Annotated in this window: 14 protein-coding genes and 1 pseudogene; 11 read left to right on the top strand and 4 right to left on the bottom strand. The window is 70.2% G+C overall.

Annotated features, from left to right (window positions below):
* From prfC to V6M42_RS00255, 3 genes and pseudogenes are all read left to right on the top strand, one after another.
* Window positions 1-343: pseudogene (prfC, locus tag V6M42_RS00265) on the top strand (peptide chain release factor 3); the annotation flags it as partial.
* Between the two features lie 61 nt (window positions 344-404).
* Complete coding sequence (locus tag V6M42_RS00260; RefSeq protein WP_332676363.1) at window positions 405-1,904, top strand: hypothetical protein; 1,500 nt, start codon at window positions 405-407, stop codon at window positions 1,902-1,904.
* 134 nt (window positions 1,905-2,038) lie between these two features.
* On the top strand, window positions 2,039-3,277 hold the full coding sequence (locus tag V6M42_RS00255) for a hypothetical protein (RefSeq protein WP_332676361.1): 1,239 nt from the start codon (window positions 2,039-2,041) through the stop codon (window positions 3,275-3,277).
* 1 nt (window position 3,278) lies between these two features.
* On the opposite strand, the gene cysQ is transcribed toward V6M42_RS00255, so the two are convergent.
* Window positions 3,279-4,064 carry a 3'(2'),5'-bisphosphate nucleotidase CysQ gene (gene cysQ, locus V6M42_RS00250; RefSeq protein ID WP_332676359.1) on the bottom strand — a complete coding sequence of 262 codons (786 nt, stop codon included), beginning with the start codon at window positions 4,062-4,064 and terminating at the stop codon, window positions 3,279-3,281.
* Window positions 4,065-4,153: 89 nt separating this feature from the next.
* Between cysQ and chpT the strand changes: the two genes are divergently transcribed.
* From chpT to alaS, 8 genes are all read left to right on the top strand, one after another.
* A complete protein-coding gene (chpT, locus tag V6M42_RS00245) occupies window positions 4,154-4,834 on the top strand; it encodes a histidine phosphotransferase ChpT (RefSeq protein WP_332676357.1) in 681 nt (226 codons plus the stop codon).
* Between the two features lie 99 nt (window positions 4,835-4,933).
* Complete coding sequence (locus tag V6M42_RS00240; RefSeq protein ID WP_332676355.1) at window positions 4,934-5,305, top strand: response regulator; 372 nt, start codon at window positions 4,934-4,936, stop codon at window positions 5,303-5,305.
* 4 nt (window positions 5,306-5,309) lie between these two features.
* Window positions 5,310-6,125, top strand: a complete 816-nt coding sequence (locus tag V6M42_RS00235; protein ID WP_332658373.1) for a CheR family methyltransferase — start codon at window positions 5,310-5,312, stop codon at window positions 6,123-6,125.
* An 85-nt stretch (window positions 6,126-6,210) separates the two neighbouring features.
* Window positions 6,211-6,987 (top strand): hypothetical protein, encoded by a 777-nt coding sequence (locus V6M42_RS00230; protein ID WP_332676352.1) that lies wholly within the window; start codon window positions 6,211-6,213, stop codon window positions 6,985-6,987.
* Between the two features lie 100 nt (window positions 6,988-7,087).
* Window positions 7,088-8,971 (top strand): M20/M25/M40 family metallo-hydrolase, encoded by a 1,884-nt coding sequence (locus tag V6M42_RS00225; RefSeq protein ID WP_332676349.1) that lies wholly within the window; start codon window positions 7,088-7,090, stop codon window positions 8,969-8,971.
* Complete coding sequence (locus tag V6M42_RS00220) at window positions 8,968-9,414, top strand: MaoC family dehydratase (RefSeq protein WP_332676347.1); 447 nt, start codon at window positions 8,968-8,970, stop codon at window positions 9,412-9,414. Before V6M42_RS00225 ends, V6M42_RS00220 begins: the two co-directional genes overlap by 4 nt.
* Before the next feature lie 154 nt (window positions 9,415-9,568).
* Window positions 9,569-10,651: a recombinase RecA gene (gene recA / locus V6M42_RS00215; protein WP_332658366.1), complete on the top strand. Its 1,083-nt coding sequence runs from the start codon at window positions 9,569-9,571 to the stop codon at window positions 10,649-10,651.
* 280 nt (window positions 10,652-10,931) lie between these two features.
* Complete coding sequence (gene alaS, locus V6M42_RS00210) at window positions 10,932-13,598, top strand: alanine--tRNA ligase (RefSeq protein ID WP_332676345.1); 2,667 nt, start codon at window positions 10,932-10,934, stop codon at window positions 13,596-13,598.
* On the opposite strand, the gene V6M42_RS00205 is transcribed toward alaS, so the two are convergent.
* From V6M42_RS00205 to V6M42_RS00195, 3 genes are all read right to left on the bottom strand, one after another.
* Window positions 13,595-14,155: a DUF2939 domain-containing protein gene (locus V6M42_RS00205; protein ID WP_332676344.1), complete on the bottom strand. Its 561-nt coding sequence runs from the start codon at window positions 14,153-14,155 to the stop codon at window positions 13,595-13,597. The two genes, alaS and V6M42_RS00205, sit on opposite strands and share 4 nt — an antisense overlap.
* A 73-nt stretch (window positions 14,156-14,228) precedes the next feature.
* Window positions 14,229-14,831: a DUF2939 domain-containing protein gene (locus tag V6M42_RS00200; RefSeq protein ID WP_332676343.1), complete on the bottom strand. Its 603-nt coding sequence runs from the start codon at window positions 14,829-14,831 to the stop codon at window positions 14,229-14,231.
* Window positions 14,832-14,981: 150 nt separating this feature from the next.
* The coding region (locus V6M42_RS00195) for an isocitrate/isopropylmalate family dehydrogenase (RefSeq protein ID WP_332676341.1) at window positions 14,982-15,300 on the bottom strand (319 nt) is incomplete at its 5' end.

Raw genomic sequence — 15,300 nt, 5'->3', positions numbered from 1 at the left:
GGACGGCCTGGCCGAGGAGGGCGTCACCCAGCTGTTCCGCCCCGAGATGGGTTTGGACTTCGTCGTGGGCGCCGTCGGCCAGCTGCAGTTCGAGGTCATGGCCGACCGTCTGGGCGAGGAATACGGCCTCGAGGTCATTTTCGAGCCCTCGCCCTGGGCCGAGGCGCGCTGGATCGGCGGAACGAAGGCCGATCTCGAGGACTTCATGGGCAAATACCGCGGCCAGATGGCCCGCGACATCGACGACGACCCGGTCTTCCTCGCCAAGTCGAGCTGGGAGACCGGCTATGTCATGGAGCGGTTCCCCACCGTGGCCTTCACGAAGACGAAGGAACGAGGCTGACGCTTCTGGACAACCTGTCATGGAGACCGGCTATGTGTGTCCGGTTGCATGAGGGGAATCGATGAACGTCTTTGATCGCGCGTTCACCTGGCTGCGGGTCAGCCTGATGGCCGCGGCTGCTGCCGCCATTCCCGGACTGGCCCACGCCGACTGGCGCAAGGCGGAAACGGCCCATTTTATCGTCCACGGCAACGGCTTCGAGCGCGATCTTCGCGAGGACGCCATAGGGCTGGAACGCATCGACCAATTGATGCGCGCCTATTTCGGTCTTCCGGAGGGCGACGCCGGCCGAAAACTGCCCGTCTATGTGGTCCGCAATCGGGACGACCTCGCCATCGTCTCTCCCGGCGTCGCCGAAGGAACCGCAGGCTTCTACACGGCCCATTTCCGGGACGTCCGGGCCATCGCGATCCGCAGGGAAGGGGATGAGTTCCTGCGTCACGAGTATGCGCACCACTTCATGTTCCGCAACTTTCCGGGGGTCTACCCCGCCTGGTTCAGGGAAGGATTCGCCGAGTTCTTCATGACCGCGACCGTGACCCCGAGCGGTCGCGCAACGGTGGGCAAAAGCAACCAGATGAGAGTCTGGACCCTTCACAACCTCCCTTGGCTGCCGATGGAGCAGGTCCTCACCGGACAATATCCGCGCGGGAACATAGACAAGCATTCAGCTTTCTACGCCCAGTCCTGGCTGCTGATGCACTGGACCCTGACCGACCCCGAACGACGTCGGCGCATGGAGGCCTATCTCGGCGACACGGCGCGGGGCATGGCCCCTGAGACAGCCCTGCAATCCAATTTCGGCATGGACGTCCCGCAGCTGGAACGGGCCCTGCGGATGTATCGCGACGCGGGTCCGCGCTACGCTGAACTGGAGCTCGGCGGGACGGTCCCGGCAGTGACGATCACCACCCTGCCGGACAGCGCCGACGACGTATTGCTGATCGACCTCAACGCCCGGGATGGCGGCCCGCCCGATCAGGGCCCCGGCGTGCTGGCCCGCGCGCGCGCGGCGGCTGCACGCCATCCCGGCGACGCCCTCGCGCAGATGATGCTGGCGCGAGTCGAACTCCGCTGGGGTGATCCGGCCGCCGCAGAAGAGGCCGTCCGGCCCCTGCTGGCCGCTGATCCGGCCAACTCCGAGCTGCTGCTGCTAATGGCCGACGCGCGGATCACGGCCGGCGACAAACTGACCGATCCGGAAGCGCGCGAACGCCTTTACCGGCAGGCGCGGGGATTTCTGGCGCGCGCCTATGAGGCGGATCCGAGTGACAACCGGGTCTATCAGAACATCGCCTACAGTCGGCGTTTCGCCCCCGACTATCCGACCGAGAACGACGTCGAGCTTTGGCGCCGCGCCGTCGCCATAGCGCCCGAGGTGGCCAGCAACCGCGCCGTTACCGCCGAGGCGATGTTGAGGCACGGCCTCGTGGACGAGGCGGAGCGGGTCATTCAGCCGGTCGCCAACGACCCCCACGGCGGACAGGCCCCGGAACGCCTGCGGCGCATCCTCGACCGGATCGCCGAGGCCCGCGCCGCGACCGGCGTTCCAGCGCACTGAGCCCCGCCAGGCGCAAAGGGGCCTGATCGACGTTAACCACCCCGTCGAACTCCCGGCGCGGCGCTGCGTTTGCACCCTGCACCCCCGGGACGCCTGTTTGGTCCCGAAGCGGGACGACCGGAGCGCCTGAAGCCATGTTCGAATTTGGCCGTGATCTCAGAAAGCTGTTCGACAAGGCGCGCGAAAGCGATGATCTCGGCTGGCTGGAACTGATCGGCGCCGACCTGGTGGAAACCGAGGCCCGGCGCGAGGCGATCGACGCGGGTCGCGTTTCCTGCACCCGGCCTTTCGCCGGCTGGATGCGCGCCTCCGCCCTGTGGCGCGAACACGCACGACGTACGGGGCGGCGCGCCAGCCTCGACCGCGCGACAGCCGCCGCCGGCGACGCCGCACGCCACACCACGACGCCTGACCAGACCGCCGCCGCCGCCATCGAAGCCGGCGAGATCCATCTGTTGCGTTTCGACCTGTTCGGCGGCCCGGAGACGCTCGCGGCGGCCCTGGCCGATGTTCAGTCCGTTTCCGCCGATCGCCCCGCGACCCAGTCCGCCGCCGCCGCCCTGCACGCCCGGCTGACGGCGCGTCGCGCCCGGCTGTCGGGCGAGCCGTCGGTCATGCTGGACGCGGCCGCCCTGCTGGACGCCGCCGTCCACGGCGCCCGGGATCTGCCCCGGACCATGGGCGATGAGTTGATGCTGGACCGCGCGGCCCTGTCGCTCGAGGCCGGGGTCGCGCGCCGCGACGGCCGGCTGCTGGATCAGGCCGGACGCGACCTGCGGGTGCTGGTCGAGGCCGCCTCGCCCGACTACCGCCCCCTGACCCGCGCCCGCGCGCTCGCCCTGGCCGGGGCCGGCCTGATGGCCCTGGCCAGGCTGGCGCGCAACGACGCCGCCGCCCAGCAGGGCCGCGATCTGTTCGACGCCGCCGCCGACCAGTTCACCCCGGATCACAGCCCGCTGGACTGGGTGGCCGTGCAACTGGCCCGGACGCCCGGCGAAACGCCGCTGCTGGCCCTGGTCCAGGCCGAGGCCCTGAGCCGCGAGCCCGGGCTGGTCCTCGGCGCCCTGGCGCGCGAGCGGCGGCTGGCGACGGAAGTCGACCTGGCCGAGGACGTCGGCGACCTCGCCGCCCTGGCCGGGCTTGAAACCATCGTCCGTCAGCGCCTGAACGTGCGGACCTCCCGGCCGCTCGACTGGGCCGCCGACCAGATCGGCATGGCCCGTCTCGCCATGGCCAAGGGACGGCTGATGGGAATCGAGCCTCGCGCCATCGGCCTGATGCTGGCCGAGGCCATGGAAACGGCTCGCGAAAGCGGCGTTCCGGCGCTCGTCGATCGCGCCGTGCTGGCCATGCCCGAGAAGGTCAGCCTCTAGGCTAGCCGCCCAGCGCCACGAACCCGCCGTTGGCGAAGCACGGCTTGCCGTAGCGCAGTCGCTGGCCGTCCTCGCCCATGACCCGCCCGCCGGCCGCTTCAAGCACGGCCTGCCCCGCCGCCGTGTCCCATTCCGAGGTCGGGCCGGTGCGCGGATAGGCGTCGAACCGCCCCTCGGCGATCAGGCAGAATTTCAGCGAGGAGTCCGTCCCCTGCCATTGCACGCAGCCGTGACGCGAGGCCAGCCGCTCGGCCTCGGCGTCGGTCATGCTGTGGCTCATCACCGCCATCGGCGAGGCCGGCCGGTTGCGCACCTTGATCGCCTGCCAGCCCTCGCCGAAGCGGCGGCGGAAGGCGCCCCCCCTGGTCGGACCGCTGCGCCAGGTCATGGCCGTGGCCGGCGCCGTCACCACGCCCGCCACCGGCAGGCCCTTGTGGATCAGGGCGATATTGACGGTGAAGCTCTCGCGGCCCTCGACGAAGCCGCGCGTGCCGTCCAGCGGGTCGATCAGCCAGAACCACTCGGCGGCCTCGGCCGGGGCGCCGTCGGCGGCCACCGCCTCCTCGGCCACGGTCTGCACGCCCGGGTACAGCGCCTCCAGCCGGGCCAGGATCAGGGCCTCGGCCTGCTGGTCGGCCAGGGTCACAGGGCTGTCGTCGGCCTTGGTCTCCGCGACCACGCCGTTGCGCCAGTAGGGCAGGATGACCCGCGCGGCGTCCTCGGCGATATCGGCGAGGGCCTCGGTCAGGGCGCCGGACTTCAGGTCGGCGGTCAGTCGTTTGATCATGGCGCGGCCTTAGAGCATCCGGGCGGTTTCGCGAACCGGCAAATCAGGTCAGCGTCCGCACCTGATTCCGACTGTTGCTCCGGGGCCCTATGACCGACACCACCACCGCCCTGCCCGACGGCCCCCTTCCTGACGGCCCTCTTCCCGATGGACAGGCGCTCGCCGCCCTGATTGCGGGAAAGCTGTGCCACGACTTCATCAGCCCGGCCGGAGCGATCAGTTCCGGCCTCGACCTGCTGAAGGATCCCTCGGCGCAGGACATGCGCGACGACGCCATGGGCCTGATCGAGGCCAGTGCGAAAAAGATGGTGGCCCTGGTCTCCTTCGCCCGGGTGGCTTTCGGGGCCGCGACCTCGGCCGAACGCTTCTCGGGCGCCGAGCTGGGCGAACTGGTCGCGGGCCTGACCGAGGGCGGTCGCGCGACGCTGGCCTGGACGGCCGAGGACGCCAGCTATTCCAAGGCCCAGTCGCGCGCGCTGGTGAACCTCGCCTATCTGACCATGGCCGCCTTGCCCTCCGGCGGAACCGCGACCGTCTCCACCCGGCGCGAGGACGGGGACCTCATCATCGAGGGCGACGCCGAGGGTAACCGCGCCCGCCTGAAGGGCGAGGCCGTCTCGGGCCTGGCCGGACGGCCCCTCAGCGAGGGCCTGCCGGGCCAGTGGATTCAACCCTACTGGCTGTGGCTGACCGCCCGCGACGCCGGCGGTTCCCTGGATGTCCGGACCGAAGAGGGCCGGGTTATCCTCACCGTTCGCATGCCTAACTGAGCCTTAAGCCGGTTTCCCAAGGAGTCATTAACCGGCTTGGGGCGACTATGGCCGCGCGGCACACGCGGGCGTTGTGCGGCGCAATATCGGAACCCGAACTTGACCCCCAGAACCTGTCTGATCGTCGACGACAGCCGGATCATCCGCAAGGTCGCGCGGCGCATCGTCGAGGGGCTCGGCTTCGAGGTCGACGAGGCCGCCGACGGCTCCGAGGCCCTGGCCTTCTGCGCCGGGGTCATGCCCGAGGTCATCCTGCTGGACTGGTCGATGCCCGTCATGGACGGCATGACCTTCCTGCGCCGCCTGCGCGCCCTGCCCGGCGGCGACGCCCCCAAGGTCCTGTTCTGCACCATCGAGACCCGCGCCGAACGCATCGCCGAGGCCCTGTCGGCCGGCGCCGACGACTATGTGATGAAGCCGTTCGACGGCGAGATCCTGACCTCCAAATTCGCCGAAGTGGGGGCCGTCTGATCCCATGACGCCGGACGATTTCGATCGCCTGCAGAACCTGATGGCCTCGCGCGCGGGGTTCAGGCTGACGCGCGACCGGATGAAGCTGGCCGAACACCGTCTGGGCCCCGTGGCCCGGCGCGAGGGGTTCGAGAGCGTCGACGCCATGCTGGCCTCGTTGTGGGCCAAACCGGTGGCCTCGCTGGGCTGGGCGGTGATCGAGGCCCTGCTGAACCCCGAGACATGGTTCCGCCGCGACCGCTCCAGCTTCGACACCCTCGCCGGGGAACTGCTGCCCGCCCTGGGCAAGGCCCGCGCCGGCCAGCCGGTGCGAATCTGGTCCGCCGGCTGCTCCACCGGCCAGGAAGCCTGGTCGCTGGCCATCGCCGCCCAGGAAGCCCACGTCCCCGTCGAGATCATCGCCACCGACCTGTCCCAGCGGGCGCTCGAAAAGGCCCGCTCCGGCGCCTACACCGGCTTCGAGATCCAGCGCGGGCTCAAGGCCGAGACCATGCTGCGCTGGTTCGATCAGGCAGAGGACGCCTGGATCGCCAGGGCCGAGCTGCGCGCCGCCGTCCATTTCGCCCGCGCCAACCTCGCCGACGCCCCGACCGACGATCACCGCTTCGACGTCATCTTCTGCCGGCACGTGCTGGGCGACGCCGACCCCGCGCGGCGCCGTGACATGTTCGACAATCTGGAACGCCGCCTCGTCGACGACGGCTGCCTGTTCCTGGGTCCCGACGAACACCCCGAGGGCGACAGCATCGCCTTCCGGGCCGTGGCCGGCCGCAAGGGCCTGTTCGTCAAATCCCCGGCCGCCCTGCGCCGCGCGGCGTAAGCGTCGGAACGGCCTGAATTTCCGGACTGGCGCGCGTACGCGGACCCGTGCAGGGTGAACGCTGATTTCTCGGCGGGGACCCGATATGAAGACGATCACCTGCGCGGCCATGGCTGCGCTGCTGCTGGGCGTGACCGCCTGCAACCCGGCGTCGACCGCCGGGGGGGCTGAAGCGGCGCCCGTGACCTTCGAGGCCCGGCCGGACCTGGCCCCGAGCGTCGGAGCCCTGCCGCGGCTGGTCGGCGAGGGCGCGGCCATCGCGGCGATCAACGCCGATCTGGACCTCCGCGACACCGCCGCCAGGGCCGAGGGCTGCGACGGCGGCGGCGGATACGAACGGGGCGTCACCCAGCCGATGACCGGCCCGGCCTTCATCAGCTTCCGGATCGCCCAGGGCTATGCGTGCGAGGGCGCGGCGCACCCCAGCTTCGACCAGACCGCCATCACCTATGATCTGGCGACCGGACGGGCCGTCGACTGGGTTGCCGTCGCGCCGGGGCTGCAGCTGACGCGCGGCGAAATCGACGACATGCCGGCGGACTATGTGCCCGGCCTGGCCTCGCCCGCCCTGTCGGCCTGGTACAGCGCCAGAATGCTGGCCTCGACCGATCGCGAACATGCGGCGGACTGCGCCGGGATGTGGTCGACCGAAGCCCTCGAGAGTACCGGCTTCAAGGTCTGGCTGGACGCGGAGAACGGCGGCCTTTCGGTCAGTCCCGAATTCGCCCAGGTCGCCCAGGGCTGCGCCGACGCCGCCACCATGACCGCGGACGACATGCGCCGCTTCGGCGTCTCGCCGGCCGTCGTCGACGCCGTCACGGCCGCCCATGCCGCGGGTTTCTGGGCGCCGAAGGACGCGTGACGCGACCGGGGCGGGCGCCGCCCGTCCAGGCCTCGTTCGCCGAAGGATGACGAACCCGACATAGCCCGCTAGCGTATCCTTTCATCGGGGAGGATGGATCATGCGGCTGCTCTGGCTTGGCGGATCACTGGCGCTGGCGCTGCTGATCGCGGTGCTGACCCTGCAGAGTCCCCGCCCGGTCCCCGCGACCGCAGCCGCGACGGACTTCTCCGCCCGGCGCGCCATGGTCGATGTCCGCGAGATCGCCCAACGCCCCCACCCCGTCGGTTCGGCGGACCACATCCGGGTCCGGACCGTGCTGCTGGATCGCATGGCCGCCCTCGGCCTGCAGACCTCGACCCAGACCGGCCCCTTCTCGCCGGAAGCGGTGCAGCGGATAGAGCGCAACGGCGGCTCGGCGACCGGGCTCGAACTGATCAACCTGATCGGCGTCCTGCCCGGGCGCGATCCGCGCCTGCCCGCGGTCGCCCTGATGGCTCACTACGACACCGTGCCCAACTCCGCCGGAGCCGCTGACGACACCGCGGGCGTGGCCGCCATTCTCGAGACCGTCCGCGCCATCCGCGCCCGCGGTCCCGCCGACCGCACCCTCGTCGTCCTCCTCACCGACGGCGAGGAACTGAACCTCGACGGAGCCCGGGTCTTCTGGGGCGGCCACCCCCTGCGCGACCGCATCGGCGCCGTGGTCAATCTGGAAGCGCGGGGCGGCGGCGGCCGCGCCATGATGTTCGAGACGGGGCGCGGAAACGCGCAGACCATCGGCCTGTTCGCCCGCACGGGCGTCCGCGCGACGGGCGGCGTCTCGTCCAATTCGCTGGCGGTCTTCGTCTATGAGCTGATGCCCAACGGCACCGACTTCACCATTCCCAAGGATCGCGGCGTCCAGGGGATCAACCTCGCCTTCATCGGCCGCCCGGACCAGTACCACGCCGGCGCCTCGACCCCGGACGCTCTGGACCAGGGCAGCGTCCAGCACATCGGTTCACAGGCGCTGGAGACCTCGGACGCCCTGCTGCGCGCCCGCGCCCTGCCCGCCGCGACGCAGAACGTCGTCTATTCGGACCTGTTCGGACGCGTCATCGTCGGCCACGCCCCCCAGACAGGCTGGCTGCTGCTGGGCCTCGCCTTCCTCGCCCTCGGCGCGGCCATGTGGAGAGCCCGGTCCCGCGCCGGCCTGACCTTCGCCGACGTCGGTCGCGGCATGGTCGACGGCCTGTGGTTCCTGTCGGCGGGTCTGGTCCTGACCCAGGCCGTCCGCCTGCTGGCCGGCCCGCTGTCCGGCCGCGCCCAGAGCGCCGAGGCCTACTACACCCTGCTGGCCCGCCTGCCGTGGATGGAGGCCGGCACGGCCCTGACCGTCCTGGCGCTCGGCCTCGCCCTGATGGGCGGACGCACCCGGCCCGACCGCCGCGTCGTCGCCGGCGGGATCGCCGCGGCCGCCGTCCTGGCCCTGATCCTCGGCGGGATGAACGTCATCGTCATCGGCGCGGCGGTCGTCGCCGTCGCCCTGTCCCTGTTCCCGGCCCTGTCCGCCCGTTCGGTCTGGGGCGGATGGAGCGGGCTGATCGGCCTGATCCTGATCGTCGCCTCGGCCGCCCAGGCCGCGGCGCCCGAGACTGCCTTCCTGTTCGTCTGGACCGGCCTGCTGGCTGCTCTGACCGCCGCCGCCGCGGCCTTCCTCGATCCGGGCCTGACCCGGCCGAAATCGCTGGCGCCCGTCGCCGTCGCCGCCGTGCTGGGCGCCGGCTGGATCGCCGGCCTGGCCCATACGACCTTCCTCGGCATCGGCATGGACCTGCCTGGCGTGCTGGTCCTGCTGGGCCTGCTGGTGCTGATGTTCGTCCGACCGCTCAGCCCCGAGCGGACGACGGCGCGGCCCCTGCTGATGGCGGCCATGGCGATCCTGCTGCTCGGCGCCGCCCTGTCGGGGGCGGCCCGGTTCGCCGAGCCTGAACCCGCCCCCGACACGATCGCCGCGGCATGACCGCGCCCCTGTATCTGGAAGACCTCCACGTCGGCCAGACCTTCGTCTCGGGCCCGGTCGTCATCACGGCGGACGAGATCAAGGCCTTCGCCCGCCAGTTCGACCCCCAGCCCTTCCATCTCTATGAAGAGGCGGCGAAGGACAGCCTGTTCGGCGGTCTGGCCGCCAGCGGCTGGCACACGGCGGCCCTGACGATGCGCCTGCTGGTCGAAGCGTTTCCGCTCGCCGGAGGCCTCGTCGGCGCGGGCGGCGAGACGACATGGCCTCGCCCCACCCGGCCCGGGGACGTCCTCACCGTCCATGTCGAGGTGCTGGAAATCCTGCCGTCCCGAACCCGCGCCGACCGCGGCATGATCCGCACCCGCAGCGAAACGCGGAACCAGCACGGCGAGGCGGTCCAGATCTCCACCACCCGCATCGTGGCCTGGCGGCGACCGGACTAGCCTACGTCAAATTTGGTCGTACCTCGTCCGCGTTCCGAAAAGAACATATTGGCAACCGGAACAAACCGTGTACTAACTGCGTCTCAACAGGGAGCGGGTCCAGGCGGGTCTCTCCCGGAACCAGATGGGAATCATGGCAAGGGAGAGTGGCAAGGTGGCAGCTCAGGCGAATTTGAAGTTGGTGACGCGCGACGACGGCGACAAGCAACGGGCCCTGGAGGCGGCGATCGCCCAGATCGACCGCGCCTTCGGCAAGGGCTCGGTCATGAAGCTCGGCAAGAACGGCGTGACCGAGGTCATTCCCTCGGTCTCGACCGGCTCGCTGGGCCTCGACATGGCGCTGGGCATCGGCGGTCTGCCGCGCGGCCGGGTGATCGAGGTCTTCGGACCGGAAAGCTCGGGCAAGACGACCCTGGCCCTGCACACCGTGGCCGAGATCCAGAAGGCCGGCGGCACCGCCGCCTTCGTCGACGCCGAACACGCGCTCGACCCGGGCTACGCCCAGAAGCTGGGCGTCAACCTCGACGACCTGCTGGTGTCCCAGCCCGACACGGGCGAACAGGCGCTGGAAATCGTCGACACCCTGGTGCGCTCGGGCGCCGTGGACATCGTGGTGGTCGACTCCGTCGCCGCCCTGACGCCGCGCGCCGAGATCGAGGGCGAGATGGGCGACAGCCTGCCCGGCCTTCAGGCCCGCCTGATGAGCCAGGCCCTGCGCAAGCTGACCGCCTCGATCAACAAGTCGCAGTGCATCGTCCTGTTCATCAACCAGATCCGCCACAAGATCGGCGTCATGTACGGCTCGCCGGAAACGACGACGGGCGGAAACGCGCTGAAATTCTACGCCTCGGTCCGCCTCGACATCCGCCGCACCGGCGCGATCAAGGACCGCGACGAGGTGGTGGGCAACACGACCCGCGTGAAGGTGGTCAAGAACAAGGTCGCCCCGCCGTTCCGCGAGGTCATCTTCGACATCATGTACGGCGAGGGCATCTCCAAGCTGGGCGAGATCATCGACCTGGGCGTCAAGGCCGGCATCGTCGAGAAGTCGGGCAGCTGGTTCTCCTACGACAGCCAGCGCATCGGCCAGGGCCGCGAGAATGTGCGCGCCTTCCTCAAGGCCAATCCGGACGTCGCCGACTCGATCGAGAAGGCCGTGCGCGCCTCGACCACCAAGATCGCCGAGGAACTGCTGGGCACGCCCGAACCCGACGAGGGCCAGGACCTCGAGGGCTAACCCCGCCGAAATGTCCGAATGTCCGAAACTGTCCCACGAATTTTCCGGGACACGGACAATTCGGTCAGGTCAGAACCTTCTCCGGCCGGGTCCGCCGACCCGCCATCCGACCCCCGCCGGGCCGGGCCGGACGGAGCGGCCGCTCGATCCTCCACCCGGGGTCGGGCGGCCTTTTTTCTTGCGGCCGCGCCATGCGCCGATCACGGGCGGGTGATGCATTGGGGCCCAAACCCCTATATGAGGCGCGTTCCCCGTTTCTCCCCGACCGAACGCACCGCCAATGTCCAGCCTGAAACAGATCCGCTCGACCTTCCTCGACTATTTCGCGGCCGATGGGCACGAGAAGGTCCACTCGGCTCCGCTGGTGCCGCAGAACGACCCGACCCTGCTGTTCGTCAACGCCGGCATGGTGCCGTTCAAGGACTATTTCACGGGGGCTTCGACCCCGCCGTACCCCCGCGCCACCAGCTCGCAGAAATGCGTCCGCGCGGGCGGCAAGCACAACGATCTGGACAACGTCGGCTACACCGCGCGGCACCTGACCTTCTTTGAAATGCTGGGGAATTTCTCCTTCGGCGACTACTTCAAGGAACACGCGATCGACCGCGCCTGGCAGCTGGTCACGAAGGACTTCGGCCTCGACCCCAACCGCCTGCTGGTCACCGTCTACATCGACGACGACGAGGCCGCCGCGATCTGGAAGAAGGTCACCGGCTTCGGCGACGACAGGATCATCCGCATCGCCGGCTCCGACAATTTCTGGGCCATGGGCGACAACGGCCCGTGCGGCCCCTGCACCGAGATCTTCTGGGACTACGGCGACCACGTCCCCGGCGGTCCTCCCGGCTCGCCGGACGAGGACGGCGACCGGTTCGTGGAGATCTGGAACAACGTCTTCATGCAGTTCGAGAAGGAGAACGACCAGATCGTTCGCAGCCTTCCCAAGCCCAGCGTCGACACCGGCATGGGGCTGGAGCGCATCGCCTCGGTGCTGCAGGGCAAGAACTCTGTCTTCGACACCGACCTGTTCCAGACCCTGATCGCGGCCTCGGCCGACGCCACCGGGACCAATCCGAACGGCGACATGGCGGCCAGCCACCGGGTCATCGCCGACCACCTGCGCAGCTCGTCCTTCCTCATCGCGGACGGCGTCACCCCCTCGAACGAGGGCCGCGGCTACGTCCTGCGCCGCATCATGCGCCGCGCCATGCGCCACGCCCACCTGCTGGGCGCCTCGGACCCGCTGATGCACCGGCTGGTGCCGACGCTCGTCTCGGAAATGGGCGAGGCCTTCCCCGAGCTGAAACGCGCCCAGGCCTTCGTCGAGGACACGCTGAAGCAGGAAGAGATCCGCTTCCGCACCACCCTCGGCCGCGGCATGGGCCTGCTGGAGGAGGCGTCGCGCGATCTCGGCGAGGGCGGGGTCCTGTCGGGCCAGACGGCCTTCACCCTGTACGACACCTACGGCTTCCCCCTCGACCTGACCCAGGACGAGGCGCGCCGCCGCGGCTTCACCGTCGACACCGACGCCTTCGACGCCGCCATGAACGAGCAGAAGGCGCGCAGCCGCGAACACTGGACCGGCTCCGGCCAGACCGCCGCGACCGGCGAATGGCTGGCCCTGCGCGACCGCCTGGGACCGACCGTCTTCACCGGCTATGACGCCGTCGAGGGTTCGGGCGAGGTCCTGGCCATCGTGCGCGGCGGCGCCTCGGTCGACGAACTGGCGCCCGGCGAAACCGCCGAGGTCCTGTTCGACCAGACCCCCTTCTATGGCGAGGGCGGCGGCCAGGCCGGCGACCGCGGCGAGATCGAATGGACCGACGCCACCGGCCAGCAGGGCTCGGCCACGGTGCTGGACGTCCAGAAGCACGCCGGCGACCTGTTCGCCCACCGCATCGAGGTGACCTCGGGCGCCCTGGCCATCGGGGCCCGCGCCCAGCTGCGCTCCAGCGCCGACGCCCGCCTGACCACCCGCGCCAACCACTCGGCCGCCCACCTGTTGCACAAGGCCCTGGCCAATGTGCTGGGCGGACACGTGGCCCAGAAGGGCCAGATGGTCGACGCCGAGCGGCTGCGCTTCGACTTCAGCCACAACGCTCCGGTCACCGAGGACGAACTGGCGCGGATGGAGGACGAGGTGAACGCCGTCATCCGCCAGAACCTTCCCGCCGAGACGAAGATGATGGGCCCGCAGGAGGCCATCGCCGCCGGCGCCGTCGCCCTGTTCGGCGAGAAATACGGCGACGAGGTCCGCGTCCTGACGCTCGGCCGGGACCTGAAAGAAGCCGACAAGCCCTATTCCGTCGAGCTGTGCGGCGGCACCCATGTCGCGCGCACGGGCGACATCGCCCTGTTCAAGATCACCTCCGAGACGGGCATCGCCGCCGGCGTCCGCCGCATCGAGGCCCTGACCGGCGAGGCCGCCCGACAGTATCTGCTGGCCCAGGCCGGCGTCGCGAAGACTCTGGCCCAGAGTTTCAAGGTCCAGCCCGCCGACGTCCCGGCCCGCGTCGAGGCCCTCGTCTCCGATCGCCGTGCGCTGGAAAAACAGGTCGCCGACCTGAAGAAACAGCTGGCCCTCGGCGGCGGCGGAGCATCCGCCAACGCCGCGCCGGAAGAGATCAACGGGGTCAAGCTGATCGCCCGCGTCCTCGACGGCGTCGACGGCAAGGGCCTGCGCGGCGTGGCCGAGGACTTCCGCAAACAGGTCGGCTCGGGCGTCGTCGCCCTGATCGGCCTGACCGACGGCAAGGCGGCGGTCACCGTCGCCGCGACCTCGGATCTGGCGGGCAAGGTCAACGCCGCCGATCTGGCGCGGGCCGCGGTCATCGCCATGGGCGGACAGGGCGCGGGCGGCAAGGCCGACTTCGCCCAGGGCGGCGCGCCCGACGGATCGAAAGCCGAAGCCGGTCTGGCGGCGGTGCGGACAGCGCTGGGGGCCTAGGGGGCCGGCGGCGCGCTCTGCAGATCCACGGCGGCCAGCTTCCAGTCGAACAGGCCGCGCCGTTCCATGATCAGCGCCAGATGGTCGTTCGGCCGGTCGCGGTCGGTCAGGGTGACGGCGAATTCGTCCAGGCTGCGATAGCCCCACGACTGGTGGATGTCGTTCGCGTCGTGCTCGTCCACCGGGTTCGGATCGCCCGGCTTCGTCGGATCGGGAGCCTCGGCGGTCGTGACCATGTTGGCCACCACCTCGGGCGTCACCAGCGTATCCACCGCGCCGGACAGCAGCATGGGCGCCAGCATCATGCCCAGCCCGCCCAGCCCGCTCTCGACCACGCGCGGATCGCGCCGCATCCGGGCGATCAGTTCGGCGTTCAGCTCTTCCTTCAGACTGTCGCGCAGCGACGGGAAGTCGACCAGCTGTTCGATCCTGCGCTCATCGCCGGCCTTGGCCGCGTTGATCAGGGCCCTGGCCGCGAGGATGGGCGACGCCGCCCATGCGAGCGCGAACCCGCACACGGCCGCCACGGCGACGCCGACGATAAGCTTTTTGACCATACTTCCCTCTGGCGCCGAAACGCCTTCCCGCGGTCACGGTAGCCGGGAATCGGCCGGCAGCGCCAGCCCGTGATCAGCCGGCCTTGCCGGCGCTGTCGCCGGCCGCCGGCGCCGTGCGGGACGACGCCGGCGCCACTCGGTCAGGCAGGCCGACATGGACCAGCTTCCACTCGAACGGACCGCGCCGCTCGAAGGTGAAGACGGTCCTCGAACCGCCGTCGTCCGTTACCGCCATCCGGGCGCGGTTGACGCTCCAGTAGACCGGCCGGGGCATCGGCCCCCCGGTCGTCGTGGCGTCCGGCGACGGCAGGGGCCCGCCGTCGCGCTGCGAGGCATAGCGTCCTTCGCCGCGGGTCAGGGCCGCGAGCGCCGCGGGGGTCAGATAGGCCTCAACGTCCGGGGCCTGCGGCGCCGCCGCCTGCTCGATCTGTCGGCGCACGGCCCCGATCGGGTCTTCCATGAATGACGGGGCCGGCGCGACGGCGGCGGGATTTCCGTCCAGCTGGGGCCGCAGCGACTGGCGCACGGCGGCATAGTCGATCAGTCGTTCCAGGCCGGCGGCGTCGCTGGACTCCGCCGCCGACCGCAGGGCGAGAAAGGCCACGCCGGGGGCGGCGAAGAAGTTGATCGCCATGATGCCGATCAGAATGACGATGAACCTGCCGACAAATTTCATGGAGCGCCTCCCCGGACGCTTCATCAATGCACGAACCCCGGGTTCGCTCAAACGAAAGGCTCGCCGGACGCGAGTCCGGCGAGCCTTGGGTGGTTTCACGCGGCCAGCGCTCAAGCAGCGAGCGACCGCGTCGTGAGCGATAGCGCCCCTCTAGGAAGCCTTCATCGCGGCGGTCAGGTTCTCGGCCACCTTGTCGAGGAAGCCCTCGGTGGTCAGCCAGCCCTGTTGGTCGCCGACCAGCAGCGCCAGGTCCTTGGTCATGTAGCCGGCCTCGACGGTCTCGACGACGACGCGTTCCAGCGTGTCGGCGAAACGCTCCAGCTCGGCGTTGCCGTCCAGCTTGGCGCGGTGCGAGAAGCCGCGCGTCCAGGCGTAGATCGAGGCGATCGAATTGGTCGAGGTCGCCTCGCCCTTCTGGTGCTGGCGATAGTGGCGGGTGACGGTGCCGTGGGCCGCTTCCGACTCCAGG

Origin of the sequence: Brevundimonas sp., assembly GCF_036677305.1 — a bacterium.
GTDB lineage: Bacteria > Pseudomonadota > Alphaproteobacteria > Caulobacterales > Caulobacteraceae > Brevundimonas.
This window is presented reverse-complemented; position numbering and strand designations above follow the sequence as displayed.

Coding starts and splice junctions, on each gene's coding strand:
- V6M42_RS00260 (WP_332676363.1), top strand. CDS start 405: ATGAACGTCTTTGATCGCGCGTTCACCTGGCTGCGGGTCAGCCTGATG.
- V6M42_RS00255 (WP_332676361.1), top strand. CDS start 2,039: ATGTTCGAATTTGGCCGTGATCTCAGAAAGCTGTTCGACAAGGCGCGC.
- cysQ (WP_332676359.1), bottom strand. CDS start 4,064: ATGATCAAACGACTGACCGCCGACCTGAAGTCCGGCGCCCTGACCGAG.
- chpT (WP_332676357.1), top strand. CDS start 4,154: ATGACCGACACCACCACCGCCCTGCCCGACGGCCCCCTTCCTGACGGC.
- V6M42_RS00235 (WP_332658373.1), top strand. CDS start 5,310: ATGACGCCGGACGATTTCGATCGCCTGCAGAACCTGATGGCCTCGCGC.
- V6M42_RS00230 (WP_332676352.1), top strand. CDS start 6,211: ATGAAGACGATCACCTGCGCGGCCATGGCTGCGCTGCTGCTGGGCGTG.
- V6M42_RS00225 (WP_332676349.1), top strand. CDS start 7,088: ATGCGGCTGCTCTGGCTTGGCGGATCACTGGCGCTGGCGCTGCTGATC.
- V6M42_RS00220 (WP_332676347.1), top strand. CDS start 8,968: ATGACCGCGCCCCTGTATCTGGAAGACCTCCACGTCGGCCAGACCTTC.
- alaS (WP_332676345.1), top strand. CDS start 10,932: ATGTCCAGCCTGAAACAGATCCGCTCGACCTTCCTCGACTATTTCGCG.
- V6M42_RS00205 (WP_332676344.1), bottom strand. CDS start 14,155: ATGGTCAAAAAGCTTATCGTCGGCGTCGCCGTGGCGGCCGTGTGCGGG.
- V6M42_RS00200 (WP_332676343.1), bottom strand. CDS start 14,831: ATGAAATTTGTCGGCAGGTTCATCGTCATTCTGATCGGCATCATGGCG.